The 22,361-nt window shown below is 62.7% G+C and carries 24 protein-coding genes and 2 pseudogenes; 13 read left to right on the plus strand and 13 right to left on the minus strand.

Annotated elements, in window-relative coordinates; genetic code table 11:
- Positions 1-401 precede the first annotated feature (401 nt).
- Positions 402-923, minus strand: a complete 522-nt coding sequence (locus QCE88_RS41245) for a hypothetical protein (RefSeq protein ID WP_309911775.1) — start codon at positions 921-923, stop codon at positions 402-404.
- Here QCE88_RS41245 and QCE88_RS41250 point away from each other — a divergent pair.
- Positions 922-2,070, plus strand: a complete 1,149-nt coding sequence (locus QCE88_RS41250; RefSeq protein ID WP_309911776.1) for an L-dopachrome tautomerase-related protein — start codon at positions 922-924, stop codon at positions 2,068-2,070. The genes QCE88_RS41245 and QCE88_RS41250 overlap by 2 nt on opposite strands.
- 70 nt (positions 2,071-2,140) lie before the next feature.
- Positions 2,141-2,602, plus strand: coding sequence for a hypothetical protein (locus QCE88_RS41255; RefSeq protein ID WP_309911777.1), 462 nt, complete (start codon positions 2,141-2,143; stop codon positions 2,600-2,602).
- Positions 2,603-2,655: 53 nt separating this feature from the next.
- Here the strand turns inward: QCE88_RS41255 and QCE88_RS41260 are convergent, their stop codons facing one another.
- The 5 genes from QCE88_RS41260 to QCE88_RS41280 all read right to left on the minus strand — a co-directional run bounded on the left by QCE88_RS41260 (position 2,656) and on the right by QCE88_RS41280 (position 6,099).
- Positions 2,656-3,033: a DUF3331 domain-containing protein gene (locus tag QCE88_RS41260; protein ID WP_309911804.1), complete on the minus strand. Its 378-nt coding sequence runs from the start codon at positions 3,031-3,033 to the stop codon at positions 2,656-2,658.
- 240 nt (positions 3,034-3,273) lie between these two features.
- On the minus strand, positions 3,274-4,587 hold the full coding sequence (locus tag QCE88_RS41265) for a cation:proton antiporter (RefSeq protein WP_309911778.1): 1,314 nt from the start codon (positions 4,585-4,587) through the stop codon (positions 3,274-3,276).
- 103 nt (positions 4,588-4,690) lie between these two features.
- The gene (locus QCE88_RS41270; protein ID WP_309911780.1) at positions 4,691-5,053 is read right to left on the minus strand and encodes a glycine zipper domain-containing protein; all 363 of its coding nucleotides are present in this window, start codon (positions 5,051-5,053) and stop codon (positions 4,691-4,693) included.
- 152 nt (positions 5,054-5,205) lie between these two features.
- Positions 5,206-5,787 (minus strand): hemerythrin domain-containing protein, encoded by a 582-nt coding sequence (locus QCE88_RS41275; protein ID WP_309911781.1) that lies wholly within the window; start codon positions 5,785-5,787, stop codon positions 5,206-5,208.
- 117 nt (positions 5,788-5,904) lie between these two features.
- Positions 5,905-6,099 (minus strand): hypothetical protein, encoded by a 195-nt coding sequence (locus tag QCE88_RS41280; RefSeq protein WP_309911783.1) that lies wholly within the window; start codon positions 6,097-6,099, stop codon positions 5,905-5,907.
- On the opposite strand from QCE88_RS41280, the gene QCE88_RS41285 reads away from it, so the two are divergent.
- Positions 6,098-6,973, plus strand: coding sequence for an MBL fold metallo-hydrolase (locus tag QCE88_RS41285; protein ID WP_309911785.1), 876 nt, complete (start codon positions 6,098-6,100; stop codon positions 6,971-6,973). The two genes, QCE88_RS41280 and QCE88_RS41285, sit on opposite strands and share 2 nt — an antisense overlap.
- An 18-nt stretch (positions 6,974-6,991) precedes the next feature.
- Here the strand turns inward: QCE88_RS41285 and QCE88_RS41290 are convergent, their stop codons facing one another.
- Positions 6,992-7,387, minus strand: coding sequence for a DUF3331 domain-containing protein (locus QCE88_RS41290; protein WP_309911786.1), 396 nt, complete (start codon positions 7,385-7,387; stop codon positions 6,992-6,994).
- Between the two features lie 352 nt (positions 7,388-7,739).
- Between QCE88_RS41290 and QCE88_RS41295 the strand changes: the two genes are divergently transcribed.
- Positions 7,740-8,714 carry an L-dopachrome tautomerase-related protein gene (locus QCE88_RS41295; RefSeq protein WP_309911787.1) on the plus strand — a complete coding sequence of 325 codons (975 nt, stop codon included), beginning with the start codon at positions 7,740-7,742 and terminating at the stop codon, positions 8,712-8,714.
- A 61-nt stretch (positions 8,715-8,775) separates the two neighbouring features.
- Here QCE88_RS41295 and QCE88_RS41300 read toward each other — a convergent pair whose 3' ends face one another.
- On the minus strand, positions 8,776-11,205 hold the full coding sequence (locus tag QCE88_RS41300) for a glucose/quinate/shikimate family membrane-bound PQQ-dependent dehydrogenase (RefSeq protein ID WP_309911788.1): 2,430 nt from the start codon (positions 11,203-11,205) through the stop codon (positions 8,776-8,778).
- Positions 11,206-11,690: 485 nt separating this feature from the next.
- The gene (locus QCE88_RS41305; RefSeq protein WP_309911790.1) at positions 11,691-12,059 is read right to left on the minus strand and encodes a hypothetical protein; all 369 of its coding nucleotides are present in this window, start codon (positions 12,057-12,059) and stop codon (positions 11,691-11,693) included.
- A gap of 170 nt (positions 12,060-12,229) precedes the next feature.
- On the opposite strand from QCE88_RS41305, the gene QCE88_RS41310 reads away from it, so the two are divergent.
- Both QCE88_RS41310 and QCE88_RS42210 read left to right on the plus strand, forming a co-directional pair.
- Positions 12,230-12,586 carry an ATP-binding protein gene (locus QCE88_RS41310; protein WP_309911791.1) on the plus strand — a complete coding sequence of 119 codons (357 nt, stop codon included), beginning with the start codon at positions 12,230-12,232 and terminating at the stop codon, positions 12,584-12,586.
- Between the two features lie 26 nt (positions 12,587-12,612).
- Positions 12,613-12,699: a hypothetical protein gene (locus QCE88_RS42210; protein ID WP_409018334.1), complete on the plus strand. Its 87-nt coding sequence runs from the start codon at positions 12,613-12,615 to the stop codon at positions 12,697-12,699.
- Between the two features lie 94 nt (positions 12,700-12,793).
- Here QCE88_RS42210 and QCE88_RS41315 read toward each other — a convergent pair whose 3' ends face one another.
- Positions 12,794-13,291: a hypothetical protein gene (locus QCE88_RS41315; protein WP_309911793.1), complete on the minus strand. Its 498-nt coding sequence runs from the start codon at positions 13,289-13,291 to the stop codon at positions 12,794-12,796.
- Between the two features lie 217 nt (positions 13,292-13,508).
- Here QCE88_RS41315 and QCE88_RS41320 point away from each other — a divergent pair, with 217 nt between their 5' ends.
- The 7 genes and pseudogenes from QCE88_RS41320 (at position 13,509) to QCE88_RS41350 (ending at position 18,914) form a co-directional block, all read left to right on the plus strand.
- On the plus strand, positions 13,509-14,717 hold the full coding sequence (locus tag QCE88_RS41320; protein WP_309911795.1) for a zinc-dependent alcohol dehydrogenase: 1,209 nt from the start codon (positions 13,509-13,511) through the stop codon (positions 14,715-14,717).
- A gap of 90 nt (positions 14,718-14,807) precedes the next feature.
- A pseudogene (locus QCE88_RS41325) lies at positions 14,808-15,358 on the plus strand (ferritin-like domain-containing protein).
- Between the two features lie 21 nt (positions 15,359-15,379).
- Positions 15,380-15,730, plus strand: coding sequence for a hypothetical protein (locus tag QCE88_RS41330; protein WP_309911796.1), 351 nt, complete (start codon positions 15,380-15,382; stop codon positions 15,728-15,730).
- Between the two features lie 178 nt (positions 15,731-15,908).
- Positions 15,909-16,925, plus strand: coding sequence for a YihY/virulence factor BrkB family protein (locus QCE88_RS41335; protein ID WP_309911797.1), 1,017 nt, complete (start codon positions 15,909-15,911; stop codon positions 16,923-16,925).
- A gap of 395 nt (positions 16,926-17,320) precedes the next feature.
- The gene (locus QCE88_RS41340; RefSeq protein ID WP_309911798.1) at positions 17,321-17,614 is read left to right on the plus strand and encodes a phage holin family protein; all 294 of its coding nucleotides are present in this window, start codon (positions 17,321-17,323) and stop codon (positions 17,612-17,614) included.
- A complete protein-coding gene (locus QCE88_RS41345; RefSeq protein WP_309911800.1) occupies positions 17,611-17,913 on the plus strand; it encodes a hypothetical protein in 303 nt (100 codons plus the stop codon). Before QCE88_RS41340 ends, QCE88_RS41345 begins: the two co-directional genes overlap by 4 nt.
- A 47-nt stretch (positions 17,914-17,960) precedes the next feature.
- The gene (locus QCE88_RS41350; protein ID WP_309911801.1) at positions 17,961-18,914 is read left to right on the plus strand and encodes a DUF72 domain-containing protein; all 954 of its coding nucleotides are present in this window, start codon (positions 17,961-17,963) and stop codon (positions 18,912-18,914) included.
- A gap of 34 nt (positions 18,915-18,948) precedes the next feature.
- Here the strand turns inward: QCE88_RS41350 and QCE88_RS41355 are convergent, their stop codons facing one another.
- From QCE88_RS41355 to QCE88_RS41365, 3 genes and pseudogenes are all read right to left on the minus strand, one after another.
- A complete protein-coding gene (locus QCE88_RS41355) occupies positions 18,949-19,527 on the minus strand; it encodes a hypothetical protein (protein ID WP_309911802.1) in 579 nt (192 codons plus the stop codon).
- A gap of 2,280 nt (positions 19,528-21,807) precedes the next feature.
- Positions 21,808-21,960, minus strand: coding sequence for a hypothetical protein (locus QCE88_RS41360; protein ID WP_309911803.1), 153 nt, complete (start codon positions 21,958-21,960; stop codon positions 21,808-21,810).
- A gap of 103 nt (positions 21,961-22,063) precedes the next feature.
- Positions 22,064-22,361 (minus strand): annotated as a pseudogene (locus tag QCE88_RS41365) (SDR family NAD-dependent epimerase/dehydratase); the annotation flags it as partial.

A 22,361-nucleotide genomic window follows, 5' to 3' on the forward strand; every position in this document is an offset into this window, starting at 1 on the left:
TTTCTGGCATGCGAATACCTGGTTCACGCCCCTCATGGTGAGCGGTGAAGTCGTGTCGTCCGAGGGTCGGACTTCACGCTTATCGTGATGCAAATAACGATATATACCGTTTCATGGCCACCGCGCAAGCAGATAATCGCGCTCGAAGAAGCGTTCAATTCGTTAAGCAGATGGGGATTCGGCGCAACACGCGTTGACCGGGGCGATGCCGCGTCGCTAGTGTCCGGAGGACGTTCTTTTCGGACGCCAACTCGTTCGTGGTGTTCGCACGATGTTGTACGTCGAGTGTTCGAATGAAAGCATTCTCTTGTGCCGAAAAACGCGGCTAATACGAGTCCTCTGGCACTGTCCTATCGAGTTTTATTCCGTGATAGTCGAGTTCCATGCCCTGCCCGCGGCGGTCATGTAGAGGACACGAGAGTTCTGGGCTCGACGTCGTTGTTCATCGCGTTTGCGCTTTTTATTTGCATCGACGCGACTACGAACGAGCGGCGACGCGTCCGGTCGATCTGGTCGTCCTTTGGCTCTCTGCCCATTACTGCATTGCAGCGGTTCTTTCGTGCTTCTGGCCGACATCCTTTACGAGGACGTTGGAGGAGAAGCTGCTCGTCGCCCCGCTGATTGGCGGCCACATGGGCTGCACAACCTTGCCGAAGGTCGTCGCCTTGTTCAATAACCTCGGTGCCGCGCAGGCGCCGTGGTGTTTTTATCGCATCCCGTTTACGACAATTTCCATCACTGCCTGCGCTCAGACGATACGTGTTCGTCGCGGTCGAGGCAATCATGTGGGTCGTCGCTTTCGCGCTTTTGTTCAAGGGGAAGCCGTGACCTTGGCGCATTGGGTCTGTACAAGCAAGCAGGTCGGGGAAGTTTTGGCACCACGATTGCTGACATCGCGCAATGCCACCATCGGAGGCGATCATGGCGTTCATCTCGAAGCCGCTGTACCGAATCCTTTTCCTCACACTGAGCCTCGGCGCGATTGCGCACGTGGGCGTCGCCCAGGAGAGCGCGGACAGGCGCGGCAATCATGCCCGAGGCGGCGGTCCGCAGCTTCAGCTCGTCGCCACGTTCGAACATCAGGTCACTGGCGTAACGGTCACGCCGGATGGCCGCACCTTCGTCAACTTCCCTCGCTGGACAGAGGACGCGCCCATCTCCGTCGCGGAACTCGGCGCTTCCGGCGATCTGCGTCCTTATCCGGATCCGGAATGGAATAGCTGGCGCAATGCGCGCCGCGACGAAGTCACGCCGCAGGATCATTGGGTATGCGTGCAGTCCGTCGTGGCGGACAAGCACGGCAACCTCTGGGTGATCGATCCGGGCGCGCCGGCGCAATCGCTCGTCGTGCCCGGCGCGCCGAAGCTCGTGCGGATCGATCTCGCGTCGAACCACGTCGCGCAAGTCTATGCGTTCGATGAAACCATCGCGCCGCAAGGAAGCTATCTCAACGACGTGCGTATCAGTCCGGACGGGCGTTTCGTCTATATCACCGATTCCGGCGTGCGCGGAGCGATCGTCGTGCTCGATACGGCGTCGGGCAGCGCGCGACGCGTCCTCGAGGGCGATCCGAGCACGCAGGCCGACAAGACCGTCACCGTAAAGGTCGACGGCGAGCCGCTGCAACAGACGGATGGCAGGCGCGTGAGCTTTTCCGCCGACGGTATCGCGCTGACGCCGGACGGACGTTACCTCTATTGGCAGGCGGTCAAGGGCAACACGCTTTACCGGATCGCAACCGACGCGCTGCAGAATGCGCAGCTCAGTGCGCAGCAAGTCTCGGCGCGCGTGGAGGCGGTGGGTATCGATGGTCCCGCGGACGGGCTCTGGTTCGACGAGCGTGGACGTCTCTATGTTTCATCGGTCGAGCATCATGCGATTCGCGTGCGTGACGGTGAGCGCATCGACACGCTGCTACGGAATCGCGCTTTGATCTGGCCCGACACGTTCTCGGAAGGCGCCGACGGCACGATCTATATCACCGATTCGCGCATTCCCGAGATGAGCTGGTTCGATCCGCAGAGTCCGATCGCGCTGCCGACGCGGTTGTATGCGATTCGAGGACGTTAGCGCCGGGCGACGCCGCACTCGGCGTGACTCGTTCACCATGGATATTGATGCGGAAAGAGGAAAGCAGCGCATGGAACAGCGATTCGATGACCGGCGCGTCCACGTCCTCTGCTCGGGTCTGGCAGCGGGACTGGCATCGGCCTCGGCGGCCTGCACCGGCGCGCAGCGTGCGGGTCATGCGCCCATCGCCGCGCTGAATGCCGTGACGCATTGTGTGTGGCCCGACGCATCATCGCATGAAAGGCCGAGCATCCGATACACGGCGCTCGGCGCGACGATCCACATGGGCAGCGCGGTGTTCTGGAGCGCGCTGTTCGAAGCGCTGTGCGGACGACGGAACCGTCCCGCGAGGATCGTAAGCGCTGCCGCGGCGACCGCCGTCGTCGCTTATGTGGTCGACTACCACGTCGTGCCGAAACGCTTCACACCGGGATTCGAGACGCATTTGCCGAAGCGCTCGCTGGCCATGACGTATGTCGCATTAGCCGCGGGATTCGCAATCGCCGCGTTGGCGCGACGCGCGTCCCGCTGAGACCACTCATCGACTCATCGCGCGACACGCCGCGCCGCGCGACGCTTCGTGCTTCACTCCGCGAGCGGCGCATCGAGCACGTGATGTGCGGCGATGACCGAGCGTTCGTTGGTGGCGGGTGGTCGCGTCTTTCTCGGCCGGAAGACGGGATCGCCGCGCTTGATGTGCTCCCCGCTGATGGAGCAGACGTCTTTCGCCCGTGCTCTGCCAAGCGACCAGACTTGTTCGGCACAGCAACCCAGTTGCGAGTCCGACCACGACACGCTCGCCGTGCGGGACGTCAAACGCTCTCGTATCGTGATCGACACATGACCGTTTGCGGCCGGGCGCATCGCTGCTGAACGGCGCAACGATTCATAGGATGGTACGAGGCAGTCGAACCAGGTTACGCGCGATTTGAATGCCGTCTGGGTAGTGTGGATGGTCGCCATAGGTTGCTCATTTGTTTGCGAGTGTCTGTCGATCCCGGCATGCGCCGGCTCTGTGTTCACGATGCATTCGTCATCCCGAAACAGCGCGCGACACCGCTCATGGGTCGTGTCCGGAAGCTTTTGGTATCAAACAGGGGCTTTTGCGCGACGCGACCGAACTCCGAACGGCGATCAGCACGCAGTTACGCGATCTCGTCGGAAATGGAGCGGCCGCGCTTGTCATGGTTGTCCCGAGAAGCGTTACCTCGAACCGCGATACGCGAAGTACCGGTGCAGGAGCGAGGTCGCGCTCGCGCCGTGCAGGACCACGGAAAGCACGATGGTGGCGAGCACGATCGGCGCAAGCGACTGGACTTGCTCCTTGCCGGCCTGCTCGAAGGCGAACAGCAGGTAATAGAACGCACCGACGCCCCGAATGCCGAGCCATCCAGATAGCAGGCGTTGCTGGCGGTCCATGCAGGAACCGGCGAGCGACAGGCACGCACTGAGCGGGCGGGCCACGAAGAAAAGGAAGAGGGCAGGCCAGACGACCTGCCAGTGGAGCAGCGCCTGCCAATGGGCCGAAACGACGCTGCCGATCAACAGCATCAGCGCGAATTCAACCAGTCGCTCGAACTCGAGCGCGAAGGCCATCATGGTCTCGGCCATGTAGGCGTGCGCGAGCTCGGGGTCCTTGGCGGCTTCCTCCCGCTCGCCGCGTTCGACCGATTCGAGCGCCTTGCCGGGCGCAGTGTCGCCGGTGGCGGCAAGCTCCTGCCGACGCAAGGCCACGCCGGCCGCAAAGACCGCGATGAACGCATAGCCATGCACGAGCAGCGCTGCGCCGTAGGCAAGCGCCATGAGTCCGAGGGCGATGAAACCTTCCAGCCCGAGCGCCTGACGATAGCGCGTGCGCAGACGGATGATGAGGCGCACGACGCCTGAGCCAATGCCCCAGCCAATCGCGAGCGCACTGGCGATGCCCCAGACGATGGCGGCGGCGAAGGTCCACGAATGGGAACTGCCGAGGCTGGCGCTGCCGCATAGGGCGAGCGCGATCAGTACGAAAGGGTAGGCGGCGCCGTCGTTGGAGCCGCCCTCCGATGACAGTGCGAAGCGCAGCGGCTCGTCATCGCCCGCTCGACGAACGCGCAGCTCGTTGGCGAGCACGGGATCGGTCGGAGCAAGTATCGCTGCGAGCAGCAGCGCGGGCCCCGCTGCAAGGCCGAGGCCAATGCGCGCGGCGCAATACATGAGACCGATCGTCAGGATCATCGCCGGGCCGGCCAACCGTAGCGTGAGACGCCAGAGTTCGCTGGAGAGCGGTACGCGCAGATGCATGCCGATCGCAAACAGCGAAATGACGAGCCCGGCTTCGGTCAGCACACGCAACAGGCGCAGGTTCCCTTCGATGTCCGGCTCGAGCAAGCCGACGCCGGCCGTGCCCAGCGCGAAGCCCGCGAGGAGATAGACCATTGCGCCCGTCATGGGCAGACGCGCGATCACGCCCCGCATGACCGCCATGAGGATCAGGAGCGCGCCCACTACGATGAACCAGACCGCCTCGATGATCACCGCTTACTCCCTTCTGGACCGCGCGGGCGAGCCGACAGCCGGCGCGTTTCCGGATTCACTGCTGAACCCGGCCGCGCCGGGCATGCGCGCGCTTACCGCGCGCTTACCGCGAGACGAGCATGCCCGTCACGAATCCGGCCAACGCCGCTAACGTAATGGCCTTCCACGGGTTGTCATGCACGAAATCGTCTGTCGTGTCGGCGGCCACCCTGTACTTCCTGTTCATCGCATCCTGCAGGCCGATGAGCCTGGCCTTCGCATTCGCGCGCGCATCGGCCGTGGACGAACCGTCGTGGCCGGCGTCCCAGGACTGGGACGCATCGCGGAATCCGTGATCGTCGCTGTTCCCCGGCGCGTTGCGTTCGCCAGCAGCCACGCTCTCGCTTGTGGGGAATTCGTAGACACTGTTGGCGCGCTCGGTCTTCAGGGCGTCCACAGGGTCGTGTGTGCGATCGGGGTCAGTCATCCTCTCTCCTTGTCAGCACGAGGGAACATGTGACGCTGCGCAGCGCTGCGAAGGAAACGTGCGTCGCTCCCGAACCCGGCCGCGCATACGGCACACCCAGGAATGCAATCGACGTGCCGAACGCGCCGCAAGGTCATTCCCGACGCGCGTTTTCATCCAAGGCGCCCGCGCCGGACGCTGGCGGGCCGCAGACAGCGAGCGATCGCGACGGCGCCCAGCGTTGCCATCGCGAGCGACGCAAAAGGGAAAGTCCCGACCGTATTCGCCGCGATGGCTGCAGGCCGCTTCTGCGCCACCAGCTGCAGGCGGCGTCGAGTCATGCGTGCGCCAAGCGGGGATAAGTCGGCCGCAAGCGCACGCTCCGCAGCGGGCAGCAACATTGTTTCCTCGTCAGCGACGTGATGCATCACTTCGCGCATGAGCTTCATGAAGCGCGCGTCGAAGGCGGCATCGCCGGGATGCATGGCGCGTAACCTCGCGATGTCTGCACGCATTTCGTCGTGTTCGGGCTTCGACTTTTCGAGCGTGTCATCGCTGTGGAGAACGCCGGCGAGTGCCGGATAGAAGATCTCTTCCTCGAGCTGAGCGTGAATTTCGAGTGCCATGCAAGCCAGCTCGACGATCGCTCGCTTTCTCCACCAGGACGTAGCGGCATGATACCGATGAAAAGCCGCCATCACGTGCGTATGGTCCATGCGGATCATGGTCGTGATGGACGGAGAATAGTTGGGCATGTCCATGCTCGTTCCTTGGCGCCTGCGCCGGGGTATGGATGGGGACGCACCCGGGTGCATGACGAACCAGGCAACCACGGGACAATCGCGCTGCGCATTCGTCGTGCCGCGTCGAGATCATCGTCGGGTGTCCATCGCGCCGGGCACGGTCGAGCCTTCGGCATACGAACTGCTGAAGGGCAAGTCGTACTCTCCCGGTGCGCACAGGCGCGGGCTCGCCACGGCAAACCCTGCCTCCGGGTACATCGCGTCACGGGTGCCGTCCAGTGAAGCGGACCCGCGCACGTGACGGTCCTCTCGGAGCCACGACATGCGCGTGCATCACCTCAATTGCATTTCGAGTTGTCCCCTCGGCGGAAAGCTCTTCGACGGGCGTACGGCAGGCCTTCTGCAACGCGGCGAGCTGACCTGCCACTGCTTGCTCATCGAGACCAATGACGGCCTCGTGCTGGTCGACACGGGTTTCGGTTTGCGCGATGTCGCGAATCCACGCAGCCGGCTCAGCACGTTCTTTCTCCTCATGCTGAAGCCGGATTTTCGCGAGACGATGACGGCGGTCAGGCAGGTCGAGGCGCTCGGCTTTGCCGCGGCCGACGTGCGCCATATTCTGCTCAGTCACCTCGACTTCGATCACGCCGGCGGCCTCGACGACTTCCCCCACGCGACGGTCCATATGCTCCAGACCGAGCGCGACTACGCATTGCAGCAGAGGACCTGGCTGGACCGGCAGCGCTTCCGGCCGCAGCAGTGGTCGACCCGCGACAAGTGGGTGGTTCACGCCGAAGGCGGCGACCGCTGGCACGGTTTCGATCGCGTGAGGCCGCTTGCGCGCTTCGCCGACGACATCGCCCTCGTGCCGCTGCGCGGACATACGTTCGGTCACGCCGGTATCGCGGTGCGCACCGGATCGGGCTGGCTGCTGCTTGCCGCCGATGCCTACTTTTATCACACGGAGATGGACGCCGAGCGGCCGCACTGTACCCCCGGCCTGGCGCTCTATCAATGGATGATGGACAAGGACCGCGCAGCCCGCCGGCATAATCAGGCAAGGCTGCGCGCACTTTGCAATGCCGACGCGACACGTGATGTACGTGTCTTCTGCAGCCACGATCCGGTCGAGTTTGAGCGTCTTGCACAGCGCGCGGCGAGCGTACCCGCCGAGGCGCTGATACGGCCGCTTGCGTGAGCGGGCCCGAGAGCCGGTTCAGAGAGGCTCGAACGACTGCATGGCGTCCACGACGTGGCGCGCCGCAATCACGCAGCGGGCGTTGAGCGCCGGAGGCGTTGTCTTGCGCGGGCGATAGATCGGATCACCGCGCTTGATGAGTTCGCCGCTGAACGCGCAGACGTCCTCCTTCCGCGCCCTGCCGAACGTCCATGTCTGTTCGGCCATGCAGCCCAGTCGCGCATCGGACCATGAGAGCAGCGCCGTGTGTGGCGAGAGCCGTTCGACAATCGTGATCGACAGGTGCTTGCGGGCGCAGGGTTCAAAGGCCGGCGCCTCGACTCGGGCGCATCGGTCTTGCGAGGGAACCAGGCAATCGAACCATGTCGTGGATCGGTCGTGCGTGAGGTTCTGGTCAACTGGCATGTTCGGCATGGTGGTTCCCCGGAGGATTGCGTGTCAGAAAGGGTTCAACACACGCGCACCGCGCATGCCACAGCGGCCCGTTAGGAAGACCTCCGCGCTGTCCGTAACGCGGGCCTCCCGGCACTCGCGAATATTCGGAACTGCACCACGATTGCTGCTGGTGATGCCGCGCATCGCGGCATCACCAGGAGCTAACCATGCAACCGTATCGCCGTTATCTGATCGCACTTGGCCTGCCTTTTGCGCGCACGCCGCATTAGCTGGCGATGCCGACGATTCCGCGTGGCAGACGGGCCGAGATGAGCACGCAAGCAACGCCCGGCTGCAACTCGTCGCTTCGTTCGATCACCAGGTGACGGGCGTGACCGTCGCGCCCGACGGACGCATGTTCGTGAACTTCCCGCGCTGGACCGAAGACGCGCCGCTCTCGGTGGCGGAAGTGGGTTCAGGCGGCGACCTGTTGCCTTACCCGGACGCCGAGTGGAACACCTGGCGCAACGCGCGCCGCGACGAGGTCACGCCCGCCGATCATTGGGTATGCGTGCAATCGGTCGTGGCCCACACACGCGGCAATCTCTGGGTCATCGATCCCGGCGCGCCCGCCCAGTCGCTGATCGTGCCGGGCGCGCCGAAGCTGGTGCGCATCGATCTCGCATCGAATCGTGTTGCTCGCACCTATGCGTTTGACGAGAGGGTTGCGCCGCAAGGCAGTTACCTGAACGACGTGCGCATCAGTCCGGACGGACGCACGGCCTACATCACGGACTCGGGTGTGCGGGGCGCGATTGTCGTCGTCGATATCGAGTCCGGCGCCGCGCGCCGCGTTCTCGACGGCGACCCGAGCACGCAGGTCGACAAGAGCGTGACGGCCACGGTGAATGGCAAGCCCTTGCAGCAGACGGACGGACGACGCGTGAGCTTCGCCGCCGACGGCATCGCGCTGACGCCCGATGGGCGCTATCTGTACTGGCAGGCGGTCAAGGGGAAGACACTCTATCGCATTGCCACCGACGCGTTGCAGAACGCTCAGCTTGGCGCGGACCAGGTGGCGTCCCGCGTGGAAGCGGTGGCCGTGGACGGCCCCGCCGACGGCTTGTGGATCGACCCGCGCGAACGCCTGTATGTGTCGTCGGTCGAACACCACGCGATCCGGGTGCGCCAGGGCGAGCGCTTCGCGACCCTCGTGCGTGACCGCCAGCTGATCTGGCCTGATACGTTCTCCGAGGGTCCGGACGGGACGATCTATGTCACCGATTCCCGTATTCCGGACATGAGCTGGTACCAGCCGCAGAACCCCGCAGCGCTGCCGACGCGTCTTTACGCCATCCGCAAATGAACGCCCCACGGCGTTCCCCAGAGCCTGTTCGCCTTGGAGGGCGCCAGCGGCAGTCACCGGATCAGGGCAGGGCGTAGGCGATGACGTAATCGCCGAGCTTTGTCCTGAACGAACCATGTCCGCCTGCCGCGATCAACACATACTGCTTCCCGTTTGCTTCGTAGGTCATGGGCGTTGCCTGGCCGCCGGCGGGCAGCCTCGCCTGCCAGAGCGCCTCGCCAGTGTCGGTGCTGAACGCCCGCAAGTAATTGTCGGCGGTCGCCGCGATGAAGAAGACATGGCCTGCCGTCGTGACCGGACCGCCGAGCATGGGCATGCCCATTTTGAACGGGATTGGAATCGGCGAGGCATCGCGCGTCGTACCGATGCGTTTTTTCCAAACAACCTTGTTGGTATCGAGATCGAGCGCGGCGACGTAACCCCACGCCGGTTGCTTGCAGGGAAGGCCCAGCGGCGACAGGAACGGATTCAGCTCCACACCAAAAGGCACGCCGTATTGCGGCTGTATGCCGACCTCCGTGCCGGTTCCTGCCTGTCCCGCCTGCGGCGGCGATACAGGATTGCCAGACCCGCGCGGCACCAGTTGCGAGACGAACGGCAGCGCAATCGGATTGGCGATCGCGAGGCGGCGATCGGTGTCGATCGCGAGTCCGCCCCATTCGAACATGCCCAGATTGCCGGGGAACACGAGCGTACCCTGTTCCGACGGCGGCGTGAATGCCCCTTCATAGCGCAGCCGATGGAACATCACGCGGCATATCAACTGATCGAACATCGTTGCGCCCCACATGTCGGCGCCGGTGAGATTCTTTTGCGGCCGGAAGGTGAGTTGCGAGAACGGCTGCGTGGGCGAAAGCCGATCCCCTTTCGCCGCGCCTTGCGGGACCGGCCGCTCGGGCGCCGGCACGATTGGCTTGCCGGTGCGGCGATCGAGCACGAAGATGTTGCCGGTTTTCGCGGGGGCGTAGATGGCAGGCACCGTGTTGCCCTTCTGGTCCGTGATGTTGGCGATGGTAGGCTGGGCAGGCAGGTCCATGTCCCAAAGATCGTGATGAACCGTCTGATAGAACCAGGCGAGCTTGCCGGTGGTCGCATTGAGCGCGAGCAAGCCGCTCGCGTAACGCTCCTGGTCCGGCGTGCGATGGCCGCCCCAGATGTCCGGGGTGGACACGCCCATCGGCAGATAGACCAGGTCCAGTTGCGGATCGTAGGCGGCGGGCGCCCAGGAGTTCGGCGAGTTTTGCGTGAAAGCGTGCTGGTCATCGGGAATCGCGTTGGGATCCCGCGCACCCGGATCGAACGCCCATAATAGCTTTCCCGTCTCGACATCGAAACCGCGGATCACGCCCGACGGCTCGCGCGTGCCATAGTTGTCGGTCACGGCTCCTGCCACGACGATCACCTTCGCGGTCACGACGGGCGGCGATGTCGGCTCGTACTGGCCCGGCGTCTTGACGGGCTGAAGATGTTGCAGGTCGAGTACGCCGTGGTCCGCGAATGCGGCGCACGGCTTGCCGGTGTCTGCGTCAAGCTCGAACAGACGGCCATCGTTGACCGGCAACACGACGCGCCGCGAGCACGCAGGCAGGGCCGCAGTACTGCCCGCTCGACGAGATGCGGAACCTTCAGGAGTTTCATGCCACGAAACGCCGCGGCAGGTGACATGCTGAAAACTGGGATCGGGCTGCAGCTTTGGATCGAAGCGCCACTTCTCCCGGCCCGTTGCGCCGTCCACGGCGATGGCATTCTGATGCGGCGTGCAGAAGTAGAGCGTGCCGTCGACGGCGATCGGCGTGACCTCATCGGTGATCTCGACGGGATCGTTTGGGCCTTTCATGTCACCGGTGCGAAAACTCCACGCCTCGTGCAGATTTTTCGCGTTCTTGTCGGTGATCTGCGCGAGCGGCGAGTAACGCGTGCCGCCCTGCGAGTTGCCGTAGGCGAGCCAGTCGCCCGGGCGATGCGTGCGTCCGGTGGGTGAATCGGCTGATCCTGCAGGCTCTGTCGTCGCGCGGGTCACGGTTCCATCGATTTGTTGCGGGTCGTTGAACGCCGCATAGACCAGCGCGATGCCGCATAGCACGAGCGTCGCGGCCACCGCGAATCCGGCTGTTCGCGCCGAGGCGACGAAGGAACGGCGAACGAAAGGAAACAGCAGCCAGATGCCGACAATGACGAGCACGTCGAGCCGCGGTGCAAGCGCCCAGAAATCGAATCCGGCTTCGGCGATGGCCCAGCCAAGTGTGCAGAGCAGCAGCAACACGTAAAGCCAGAGCGAAAGCACGCGTGCGCGCCAGAAGCACCATGCGACAATCAGCATCAGGATGCCCGCAATCACGTAGTAAGGCGTTCCGCCGATCGTCACGAGCCAGCCGCCGCCGATGGCAAGATAGAGCCCGGCAAGCGCCAGAAGCAGGACCGTCAGCCAGCCGGAAGCAGGCAGTCGGCGGCGCGCTTGCGAGGGAGACAGAGGGGAAGGGCGGGTATTCATCGTTGCCTAACTCGTGAGATAGAAGAGCCTAAGGATTGCGCGGAGAAGCATCGGGCTCGGGCGTCGCGCCGGGCGAGACGATGACGTTTGGTGAGGGCGCCTTTCGTCCCGCCGCGTACGTCTCGTGAAACCCATGAAAACCTCCGTGCAGCAGTTGCTATGCCGATCACTCAAGGCGAACCTTCACTTAGGCCGGCCGCAGACCGCTATGGCAACCCATTCGTACGCATGCTAGAGCGTCCGTTGCCTTTCGCCTTGCGCGAAACTGTGGCCTACTGAAGCGCGAGTCCCGGCGCGTATGAGGCACTGATCGGTCGCATGTGCTCATGGCCGCGACCGGCATCAGCCAACGATACTTGCGGGGACAGCATGGATCTGGCCGAATTCTCGAGTCGAATCTATCACTCGTGCTCGAAGACTGGGCAGTGCAGGCGGGTCGCCTGGGCGTCGCCGAACCGCATCCACGGCTTGATGAACTGGAAGACTCAGCAGTGCGTCTCGTCGAGCAGATCATCGCGGATATGAGGCAGCCGCAAACCGAGGCCGAGCGTGATGCGAAGGCCATCGGAGACATGCCGGGCAATGCGCCCGGTGTGAACGCCGCCGCGCGTGCGCACGCCGAACAGCGGCTGAGTCTCGGATTGTCGCTGAGCGACATGGTCGCGGAATATCGGGCGTTGCGTGCGAGCGTCGTTCGGCACTGGTTCAGTTTCTTTCTGGACAATGCGAAGCTGAGCACTCGACCGCTCGTCCGTTTCAACAAAGCGGTCGATCAGGCATTGACCGAGTCGATCACGTGCGATTCGCATTCTCTTCAGCGCATCCGAGACATTTCGGTCGGTATCCTTGCACACGATCTGAGAACGCCGCTTGGCGCCATTGCCAATTCTGCCCAGTATCTAATGCGCAAGGGCGAGTTGCCCGAGCAGCCCTTCGTGCTGCGACGAACATCCATCGAAGCAGCCAGAGAGCGCAGGTTATTGTCGGAGACCTCGTTGAGTTCACGCGGATTCGTCTTGGAGGCATGCTGCCGATCGAGGCCAGACCCGCGCTGCTCGATCAGATCTGCCGGCATGCGCTCACGGAGATCGACGCACTGCATCCGGAGCAAGCCGTGACCGCGCGGTTTTCCGGGGATCTTGCAGGTGTGTGGGATGCGGCCCGGATCGAGGAGATGCTCGTCAATCTGCTGGAGAATGCGATCGACCATGGCAGGCAGGAAGGCAACATCACACTCGAAGCCATCGGTCATGACAACACGGCTACGCTTTCGGTGACGAACGAAGGAAATCCCATTTCTCCCGAGGATCGTCGCACCCTGTTCGACCCGCTCAAGCGAAAGAACCGGTCGCCGACGCCGCGCCGCGCAGGCGCCGGTTAGGACTCGGCCTTTTCATCGCGCGGGAGATCGCGACGGCGCACGGCGGGTCTATCAGCGTGACTTCGTCGCACTTGACCTGTTTCAAGGTGACGCTGCCGCACAAGCCGCTCTAGAACGGGCGCGCGCCCGAGGGCAGGGCGAACAGGACAGACCAGCGCTGTATCGTGAGAGGTTGTATCCTGCTCGCGCAACGCCTGGACCGTTCGCTCATGTGCGAACGGCGGCGCCGCGCATCTCTTCGGGCGAACGTGGAAAGCCGCTGCGGTCGCTGTACAGCGCGACGGCGCTTTTCGCCCGTTCGCGGCGCTGATGGCTCTTGTCGGCTGCGAGCGCGACCGCGGCCCGCGCGTCGAGCGCCGTGACGGCTGCAACGTTGACGATTGCCGTCACTTTGCGTGTGGACGCCGCGCGCGCCGGCATGGGTGCCGCAGTTCCAAGCGTCATCAGATCGAGCGCATCGCCGCCCAGTCGAGCCATCACGTAAGGAGAGGGATCGCGTGATGCAAGAATGCCGATGCCGGCTGCGATCTCGCGAAGACCATAGAGCCGCATCAGCGCCGGACTCGTTCGAATACCGGTCGCGCGGGCGACCGCGCGCGGCGCGAGCAGTTGGGCTGCGCCCAGCGCGAGGCTGAACCATCCGAGGCCTCGCGCAAGTGATCGACCCTTCGCAGTGCGGACTCGTGTTTCGACAGATTGACTCATGCTGATGATCAGGAAATCGAGAGGGGCATGAGCGAACAAACGTTTCAGGAAGTCGCTTCTATCAGGGCTCAGGCTGAAAGAGCGCCAGCAACGCGCGTGCCCCAGACTGGGCCGGGATTCTCCTACTGCTGCCCATTACGTGAAGGCGCTCGCAAGAAGAAACAGGCGTGTCGATTGCTCGCATGTTGCTTTCCCGAACGCGATGAAGGAGCCCAGCATGAAAGCAGTCGTTTTCCACGCAGTCGGCGATATATCGCTCGACAACGTCGCCGATCCGACGATCCGGCATGACCAGGACGCCATCGTGCGAATCACTGCAAGCGCCGTGTGCGGTACGGACTTGCACATGGTGCGCGGGACGTTGCCCGGCATGAAACCAGGCACCATCCTTGGACATGAAGGCGTGGGCGTGATCGAGGAAATCGGTAAGAGCGTGCGCAATTTCAAACGTGGCGACCGCGTGTTGATTCCGTCGACCATTTCGTGTGGTTATTGTTCGTATTGCCGCAAGGGGTATACCGCGCAATGCGACGAGGCGAATCCGAACGGCGCGGCGGCCGGCACCACGTTTTTCGGCGGACCGCAATCCACCGGCCCGGTCAACGGACTGCAGGCTCAATTCGCCCGAACGCCGCTCGCCAACGCAAGCCTGATCAAGCTGCCAGACAATATCGACGATGAACGCGCCATTCTCATTTCAGACATTTTCCCGACAGGATTCTTCGGCGCACAGCTCGCCGAAGTGACGCGCGGCGACACCGTCGCCGTGTTCGGCGCGGGACCTGTCGGCCAGTTCGCGATAGCCAGCGCCTTCATGCTTGGAGCAGGGCGTGTGATCGCAATCGACAGGCTTGCCGATCGTCTCGACATGGCCCGCGCGCAGGGTGCCGAAGCCGTCAATTTCGACGACGAGGACCCGGTGCAAGCGATTCTCGAGCTGACGGGCGGCATCGGTGTCGATCGCGCCATCGATGCGGTGGGCATCGATTCGCAACATGCACAGCAGGGTCCCGCTGCCACGGCGGAGAACGTGGAAAGGGGCGAAGCCGAGAGCCGTACCGTCACGCCCAAGCCCAACGTATCGGACGGAAACTGGGTTCCCGGCGATGCCCCTACCCAGGCGCTCGACTGGAGTATCAGCGCGCTGGCGAAGGCAGGCACGCTCGGCATCATCGGTGTCTATCCGCCGACCGATCGCTTCTTCCCGATCGGGGTCGCGATGAACAAGAACGTCACGATCAAGATGGGGAACTGCAACCACCGCGCTGTTACGCCCGGGTTGATCGAACGTGTGCGCAACGGTTCCTGCGACCCGTTGCGCGTGCTGACAACACGCGAGCCGCTGATGAACGTGATCGATGCTTATAAGGCGTTCGACAAGCGTCAGCCCGGCTGGATCAAGGTCGCGCTCGAACCGGTGGCATGACGCTGTGGCCGGGGTAAGGCATGGCCATTGCGCTGGGCCTGCCATGCTGGTCGACGACCGGCGTAACCATCCATTCACTCAAAAGGCATCATGGCTATCAAGACTTTGCAGGATCTGTTCATCCACGCGCTGTCCGACGTCTACAGCGCAGAGAAGCAACTGACCAAGGCGCTTCCGAGACTGGCGCGGGCGACGACCAACCCCGATCTTGCCGAAGCCTTCAAAACGCATCTGGAGGAAACGCAGGGGCAGATTGAGCGTATCGATCGGGTCGTCGAGAGCACTGGCATCAAGCTGAAGCGCGTCAAGTGTGTGGCCATGGAAGGGATTGTCGAGGAGGGTCGGAGCAGATCGAGGAGATCGAGAAAGGGCCGATCCTCGACGCGGCATTGATCGCCGCCGCGCAGAAAGTCGAGCACTATGAGATCGCAACGTACGGCACACTCGCGGCGCTCGCGAAAAAGCTTGGTCATACTGAAGCAATGAATCTTCTTCTCGACACCTTGAAAGAAGAGAAAGCGACGGACGAGAAATTGACTTTGCTCGCGGAGCAGGAGGTTTCAGAAGAGCAGGCTGGAAACACCGTTGCCAAGCCTGAGGCAAAGGGTGCGGAGAAGCCTGCGGCCAAGCACGCGCAGTAACAGGTGTCCAGGTAAGCGCCGATGCGCCGCAGCCCACGGGATGCGGCGCCTATCCTTGCTGCCGTCCGCGTTCGATGGCCTTCGACGCTTCTGCGTTACTGGCTTGCGCCTGACGGCGTGTCGCTGGCAGCGGTAGCAGGAAAGCTCGCCGCGGCAGGCGCGGACGCGCTGGATGTGCTGCTCGCTGAGCCGCTGCTTCCCGCCTCGCCGCTGTTGCGATTGCAGCCTGCGGTGAAACAAATGCACGCCGACAGTGCGGCAATCGACGCGCTCTTGAAGGTGAAGTTGCGGATCATGATGCGCTCCTTGTTGGGCCGGCTTTGCGCTGACTTCCGGATAATGAGGCGCCTGCGCGATTCCTGCCGGTCGTAAAGAGACCAGAGGGCGCCGCACGCGCGATCGTGGCGCCGCGCTTGCGGCACGTACGCACCGCTGATTTGCAATCGTCATGCCGCAGACAGCTATCGCACGAGCATTCGCCTGAGAGCGCAACATGAGCGCTGGCATTTCGAATGCTTGGTGGAGGCGTAGCCACCTCCTGGAGACGGTCATGACCGGCAAGACTCGGCTGCGCGGCGCGCTGGCCTGGCCCGTCCGCACGTTCAAACGCTTTGGTGCCGATCGCGGCGCGCCCATGGCCGCGAGCATCGCGTTCTATTCGGCCTTCTCGCTTGCACCGACGCTCGTCATGGTGATCGCCGTCGCCGGACTGGCATTCGGCGCCGAAGCCGCGCGTGGACAGCTCTTTCAGCAAATCAGCGGCTTAATAGGCAAGGATGCGGCAGCAAGCGTGCAGACCATCGTCGAGCACGCGCATCGGAGCGGCGGCAGCGGCTTTGCGGCGATCATGTCGTTTGTCTTGCTGGCGGTGGGAGCATCAGCCACGTTCTCTTCACTGAATGCGGCGTTGTCGGTGATCTGGCCCAAGGGCGGCGAGCCGCAGTCAGGCGTCGCCACGCTCGTCAAGATGCGGCTCATCTCCTTCGGCCTGGTCATGGGCGTAGCGTTTCTGCTGATCGTCTCACTCGTACTGGATACGGCCGTGCAGGCAGCGGGAAAGTGGGCATTCGGTAACTCGCCGCTCCTGATCGTTGGCGATATCGTGCAACTGGTGCTTGGAGTGGCGCTTCTGACGTGCGCCTTTGCCGCGTTGTTGAAGTATTTGCCCGACGGGCCCGTGTCCTGGCGCGACGCGTTTGTCGGCGGCTTCATCTCGGCCGTGCTGTTCTCGCTCGGCAAGAAGCTCTTTGCGTTCTATCTCACACACGCCGGAACGGCGAGTGCGTTCGGTGCGGCGGGATCCCTCGCCGTGCTGATGATGTGGCTCTACTTCGCTGCAGCGGTCTTGCTGCTCGGCGCCGAAGCGGCCGCCACGCGCCTGGAAGGGCGTGAAGGACACGATATGCGCGAGGTCCGCGCGGATGTCCCGTCGCATGCAACGACGACCGTGCACGAGCACCCCACTTCAGGACGTTTCGAACCATTGGGCCTCGCGCCCGCGCCGGCGAGGTCAGTAAAGTACGAGGACCACCCGCCCTGGATGCGTGTTCTGGCCCGAGGCGTCTAGGTCGTGAGATCCAATCCGGCGCGCGTCGCGATCGCGGCCGCCGGTGCGGGGCTCTTCGTGCTCACGAGGCGCGAACACCGTGCGCCCGCACGCAAGCGGTCTCGAGCGTCGATGGCGGACCGAAGCAGGCCACATTGTCGGAGTCGGTCAATCGGGGCGGCTGTGCAGGGACAGCAGGGCTGCCGTCGTTCGGCCTGAACTGTACCCGCATTGCCATGAAACCTGCGAGCTCTGACGCTCAGTGAGTAACGGGGCGTGAGTCCGTCAGACGAAGATGGCCGTCGAATCGCCCGCCCGATCAGAGGAGATCGTTCATGTCGCTTGGAAGAAAAATTGCAGCGTGGCGCAGCGTCAAGGACTTTTGTGCGCGACGAATTGTCGACTATGGCGAGCTGATGTCGATCGAATTCGCGGAAGCCAAAACGCGCGTCCTGCACGAATTGATTGCCATGGTGGCGCTGATCGTCGGCGCGATGTTCACGCTGTCGTTCGTATCGATCGCTGTCATCGTGACCGCGGTTGGCACGCCTCATCTGATACTGACCGCATGGTGTGTCGCCGGCGCGTGGCTCGCGGTCGCGCTGATCGCTACGGCCGTGATCATGACGCGTAAGCCCACCGAGCCGTTTCAGGTTTTGCGCGATCAGTTCGAGCGCGATGCGGAAGCGATCAGGAAGGTGTTGCGATGAGCCGCGCCTATTCGAGTAGTCAAGCGGCCTTGCTGACGCGGATGGCGGAGACACGCACCGCTTTGCTTGCGGCATGCGCTCCGGAAGAGGGGAAACCTTGGCTAAAGAGGAGCGGTCCGGTCGCGCTGCGCGGCAGTGTTTCGCCATGGTCGCCTAACGCCGAACTGATCGCGGGGACCCTCGTCGCGCTCGTGATTCTTGGCGTGCGGCGTACTGTGCAAGGCATCATGACCGCAGGGGTGAGCACGCTGGCCCATCGGGCCATTGCCGATGCCTTCGAGGGCCTCCGCAAGAAGTGAACGCCCAAGCGACGTCAAGGGCCGTGAAACCGCTTGAGGAAGCTTAAGTGCAGACAGGTTTCGTGCGCATCAGAATATCGGGTTGGAGGTATTCGGGTTGGCGCGGCGTCTTCTATCCACCGAAGCTCGCACAGTCGCGTGAACTCGAATTTGCATCGCGCGCCGTGCAGAGTGTCGAGATTAACGGATCGCATTATTCGCTGCAACGCGCATCCACGTGGCGCTCCTGGCACGATGCCACGCCTGACAACTTCGTGTTCAGTGTGAAGGGACCGCGTTATCTGACTCATATGCTGCGCTTTCGCGACGAGACGGCAACCAGCGCATTGGCTAACTTCTTCGCATCGGGCGTTCTGGGTCTGGGTGACAAACTCGGTCCGTTCCTATGGCAATTCCCACCCACATTCGCCTTTCACCCCGATGCCTTCGAGCGCTTTCTTGCGCTCTTGCCGAAGGACACGACGGCGGCCGCCGCGTTCGCGGGGCAGCATGACGCGCGCGTCAGGGAGCCATGGTTCGAACCGCCCAAGAAGAGGCGGGCGCTACGCCATGCCGTTGAAATACGGCATCCGAGTTTCCTCGATGAGGGGTTCGTGCAACTGCTACGGACGTACGGCGCGGCGCTCGTCGTATCGGACTCGACGGCGGGCTGGCCGTACGCCGAAGACCTCACCGCCGATTTCGTCTACCTCCGTCTGCATGGCAGCGAGACGTTGTACGGCGGCTCTTATACGGACGCTGCCATAGAAGCGTGGGCAGAGCGCATCGAATGCTGGGCGGCAGGCCGTCAGCCCGGCGATGCCCGCCTCATCACCACTCGCATGCCGCGCCGACGGACATCGCACGACGTGTTCTGCTACTTCGACAACGATCAGAAGGTGAGAGCGCCGTTCGACGCACGGCGCTTGATGCAGGTCTTGGGGTCGAACCGGAGCACGCGCGCGGGCGATGTCTCCAGGCGATCGAGCTTCGCCCGTCAACATCGGCCCGCACTCGGCTGAACGTTCAGGTAGTGTCATCGCCGAACGCGGTCGCTCAGGCAGTCCCGGCGTGAATATCGAGGGTCGCATCGGCGAAGGCGTCGGATGCTTCCTGCGGAAGATTGTGAGCAGCATTCGCCACGATGCGGTTCTCATGGCAGGCATTGAAGCGTGTCGCGTTTGTGGACCGGCCGCCGGGGGGCGAGACGCCGTCCGTCTCGCCTTCGAGCGTGATGGTGGATACGGCGATGGGCGGCAGGGGCGGACAGGGGGTGCTCGATATCGTCGTAACGGGGATCGCCTTCCACCCGCCCGAACCGGTGTCGGTGCTAACGCACGACAACAGCCCGGCGATGCTCCTACGCAAGACCTCGACTGGAACATCGGTGCGCCGACGAAGGCAGGCACGCATGGCATCATCGGGGTCTACCGGCCGACCGATCGCTTTTTTCCGATCGGCGCGGCGATGAACAAGAACGTAGGCATCAACATGGAGAACTGCAACCATCGGGCGGTGATGCCTGAACTGATCGAGCGTCTGCGCGACGGCTCCTGCGATCTCGTTGGGCGTGCTGAAAACGTGTGAGCCGTTGATGAGTGTGATCGATGCCGATAAGCGTTCGACGAGCGACAACACGGCTGCATTAGGGTCGCACTCGAACCGGTGGCGTGAAGCAAGCACGTCGAACGCACGGCCGGACGATCGCGGCCGTCGGCATTTTTGCCAGTTTGTGCTGCGTGCTGCGCGGCGACGCCACGTCGTCCGCGGTGCTCAAGCGCGCATTGATGCCCCGAAACGCACTCAGGTAGGCCAGCACTTGCGCGATCTGGACATACGTGCGCGTGACATGCGACGGCAGCACCGACGCGGCGCGTCTCGGATCTCGCGGGACTGTTGCCGCCGTCGATGAGCAATCTGATGATCGAGGTTGTGTCCTCGCCGATGAGGACCGATTGCCGGCCAGTACCGAAACACCTGCGGCACGCCCTTGTCGTTAAGTGTGCGATTGAAGGCGCCATTGGAGGCGCCGCTTGGGCGCAGGTCGTTGTCGGTCAGGCGTGCAGGAAGTCTTCGAACGTTCGACTATGCTTGAATAGATCATCCCGTCCGGCGGTGTCCGGTTTTCAGCGAACGGAGATCAACGAGATAATCCCGGTCGGCACAATGCGTGCGTAAATTCGATGCACGCTTTCCGGACGCCTTGATTATGCAAGCCACGATTGTCGCTCATACGAAACCCCCGGCAGGATCGGACGTCGAAATACACCGGTTCACGTTCTTGCTCGATGATGGGACCGCACCTCCGCTGTCGGAGTTTATATCTCTGCGGACCGCGCGTGTCATCGTGGAAAACCTAGCAGACGGCAACGCTTTTATCAAAATGCTGCGAACGATCGTTAACGCGAAGGCGGAGGAGTACGACGGTCTCGCGGGCCGGATATTTTTAGACCGCCTCAAAGAGCGCCCGGACGGGTCACACCCGATGCCGGGGCCTGATAGCGAGGCACCGCCCCCATGAAATCTGCGTGGAGATCTCGAATATTTGCTCGGCATCGCGCAGCGTGTTGACACGACGATATGCCTAGAGGAACAAAATTCTGAGGTCGTCGTTGACGTTGCGCAGGGAAAGTCGGTCCGACATGGCCACAATGATGGTGAGGACCGTTTCAGGAATGAAGCGAACCGCATGGTGATTGGGATGAGCCCGCCCATCGGTTCTGCAACGCTATGTCGAGCTTACAGCAAGCGTCTGTTCTGCCCACTTGACTTCGGGAAGAGCTCGCCAGACCCCAAGGCAATCGGACATGCACTGCCGCTTTCCACTCTTATTCCACAGGCCGCGGACGTCCTCTCACAGTCGGGTCCAATGAGGGCGGATTCAGCTTCCCACTCAACGCTCCGACGGCGCGCCGTTCTGCCCTTTGTTGAGCATTGCAACAAGCAACGTGACGATCTAAGGTGAGAGATAGCAAATTGGCATTTGGATTGCTGCAAAGCTGTGAATGCTCCCGCGTGATGGGCACGGCTTATTGTAGGCGACCCTTTTTTTAGCCGTTTGACGCTAGGTCCGAACACACGTATGCAGCCATATGCGCCGTTGCCTGAACAACTCTCTTCGCACTCCCTCAATAAGAAAGCGGTCGGCGGCTACCGCGTGTTTACAGTGGTTTTTGTTTTAGACGCGGTCGGATGATTTTGGTTGTCGAAAAGGCAAGACGTCACCACAACTGCATGGAGTGGCCCGTACAAGACTAAAGTGGGCGCCATGGCGGACGCGCTGCGCGAGCTCGATGGTGACTTCCGGGTGCTGAGTTCGTTGTTTGAGTCGATATGGATCGCGGCGCGTCACATGAGACGCGGCCTTCCCATTATTCAAATAGTCAAACGTCAAGCGAACAACGACTGCAACGCTATGTCCATTCGAGACCATCGGTACCTTCGAGATCTGGAATTAAGCCTCCTCGCCCAGCGAGAGCTTCAGGAGAAGATGCCAGTTAGCGCTGTCAAGGGAGGAAGTGAGCGAACTTTGCCTGAAAAAAGGTGATCGTAGAGCAAAACTAATCGCTGCGAGATGCAAGCCGGAACGCACCGTCCTGTTTGGTCGCCTGGCGGCATTCCCGACTGCGCCATTGCCCGCACCAACGCCGACCTTTCCGCCGCTCGAATATTAGCCGATTGACTGCAAGTGGTCTTTGACGCAGTGGCGCGCCCAGAGCATCTGCGGATTCGCCCCCTTCTCAGCCTCCTCGTTTTTTGAAAACGTGCAGCAACAGTCAGCACGCCCGTTCAATGTGTGGGCTAATAGCGACATGTAGGTCTCGTCGACGGAACGCAAAGCGTCCATGATGCGCGCTAAATCGCTGGTTGAGCGGCCGCATCGCAATTGTCGGCGCAAGGATCCGCAAAATCGATTCATCCGGATCGTTCGTGCCCTTCGAGGCACGGGTGAATGTTCCCGTGCTCGCGCTGCTCGATAGTGCCGTCGGGTTTTACCTTTACGTCGCCTTTGGCAAAATCCTTGCGGCGCCCCGCACGCTCGACGGGATTAGATGGTTCGTCTTGCATCGCCTCTTCCTAGAACAAAGTTGAGTTGATTCTGACCGTTGGCGCGATCGTTATGCCTCTTGCGTCGTATCTGCTCGTGGGCGCCGACCATGGCATCTTTTGTTCAGGCCATGGCGCGGTTGCACTGTGTGTCGCGCATTGTCGTTGCATCGATCACCTCACGGAAATGCTGCGCGGTGCGCCGCAAGCCTTCGTCGAGATGCGTGGACGGCGCCCAGCCGAGCAAGTCGCGCGCAAGCGAGATGTCCGGCTGGCGATGCCACGGATCGTCGAGCGGCAATGGCTTGAAGATGATCTCGGACGACGACCCCGTCAACTCGATGATGCGCCGCGCGATGTCGAGCATCGACAGTTCATGCGGATTGCCGAGGTTCACCGGACCGGTGACGTCGTCGGGCGTG

The organism is Caballeronia sp. LZ035, assembly GCF_031451175.1.
Taxonomy (GTDB): domain Bacteria; phylum Pseudomonadota; class Gammaproteobacteria; order Burkholderiales; family Burkholderiaceae; genus Caballeronia.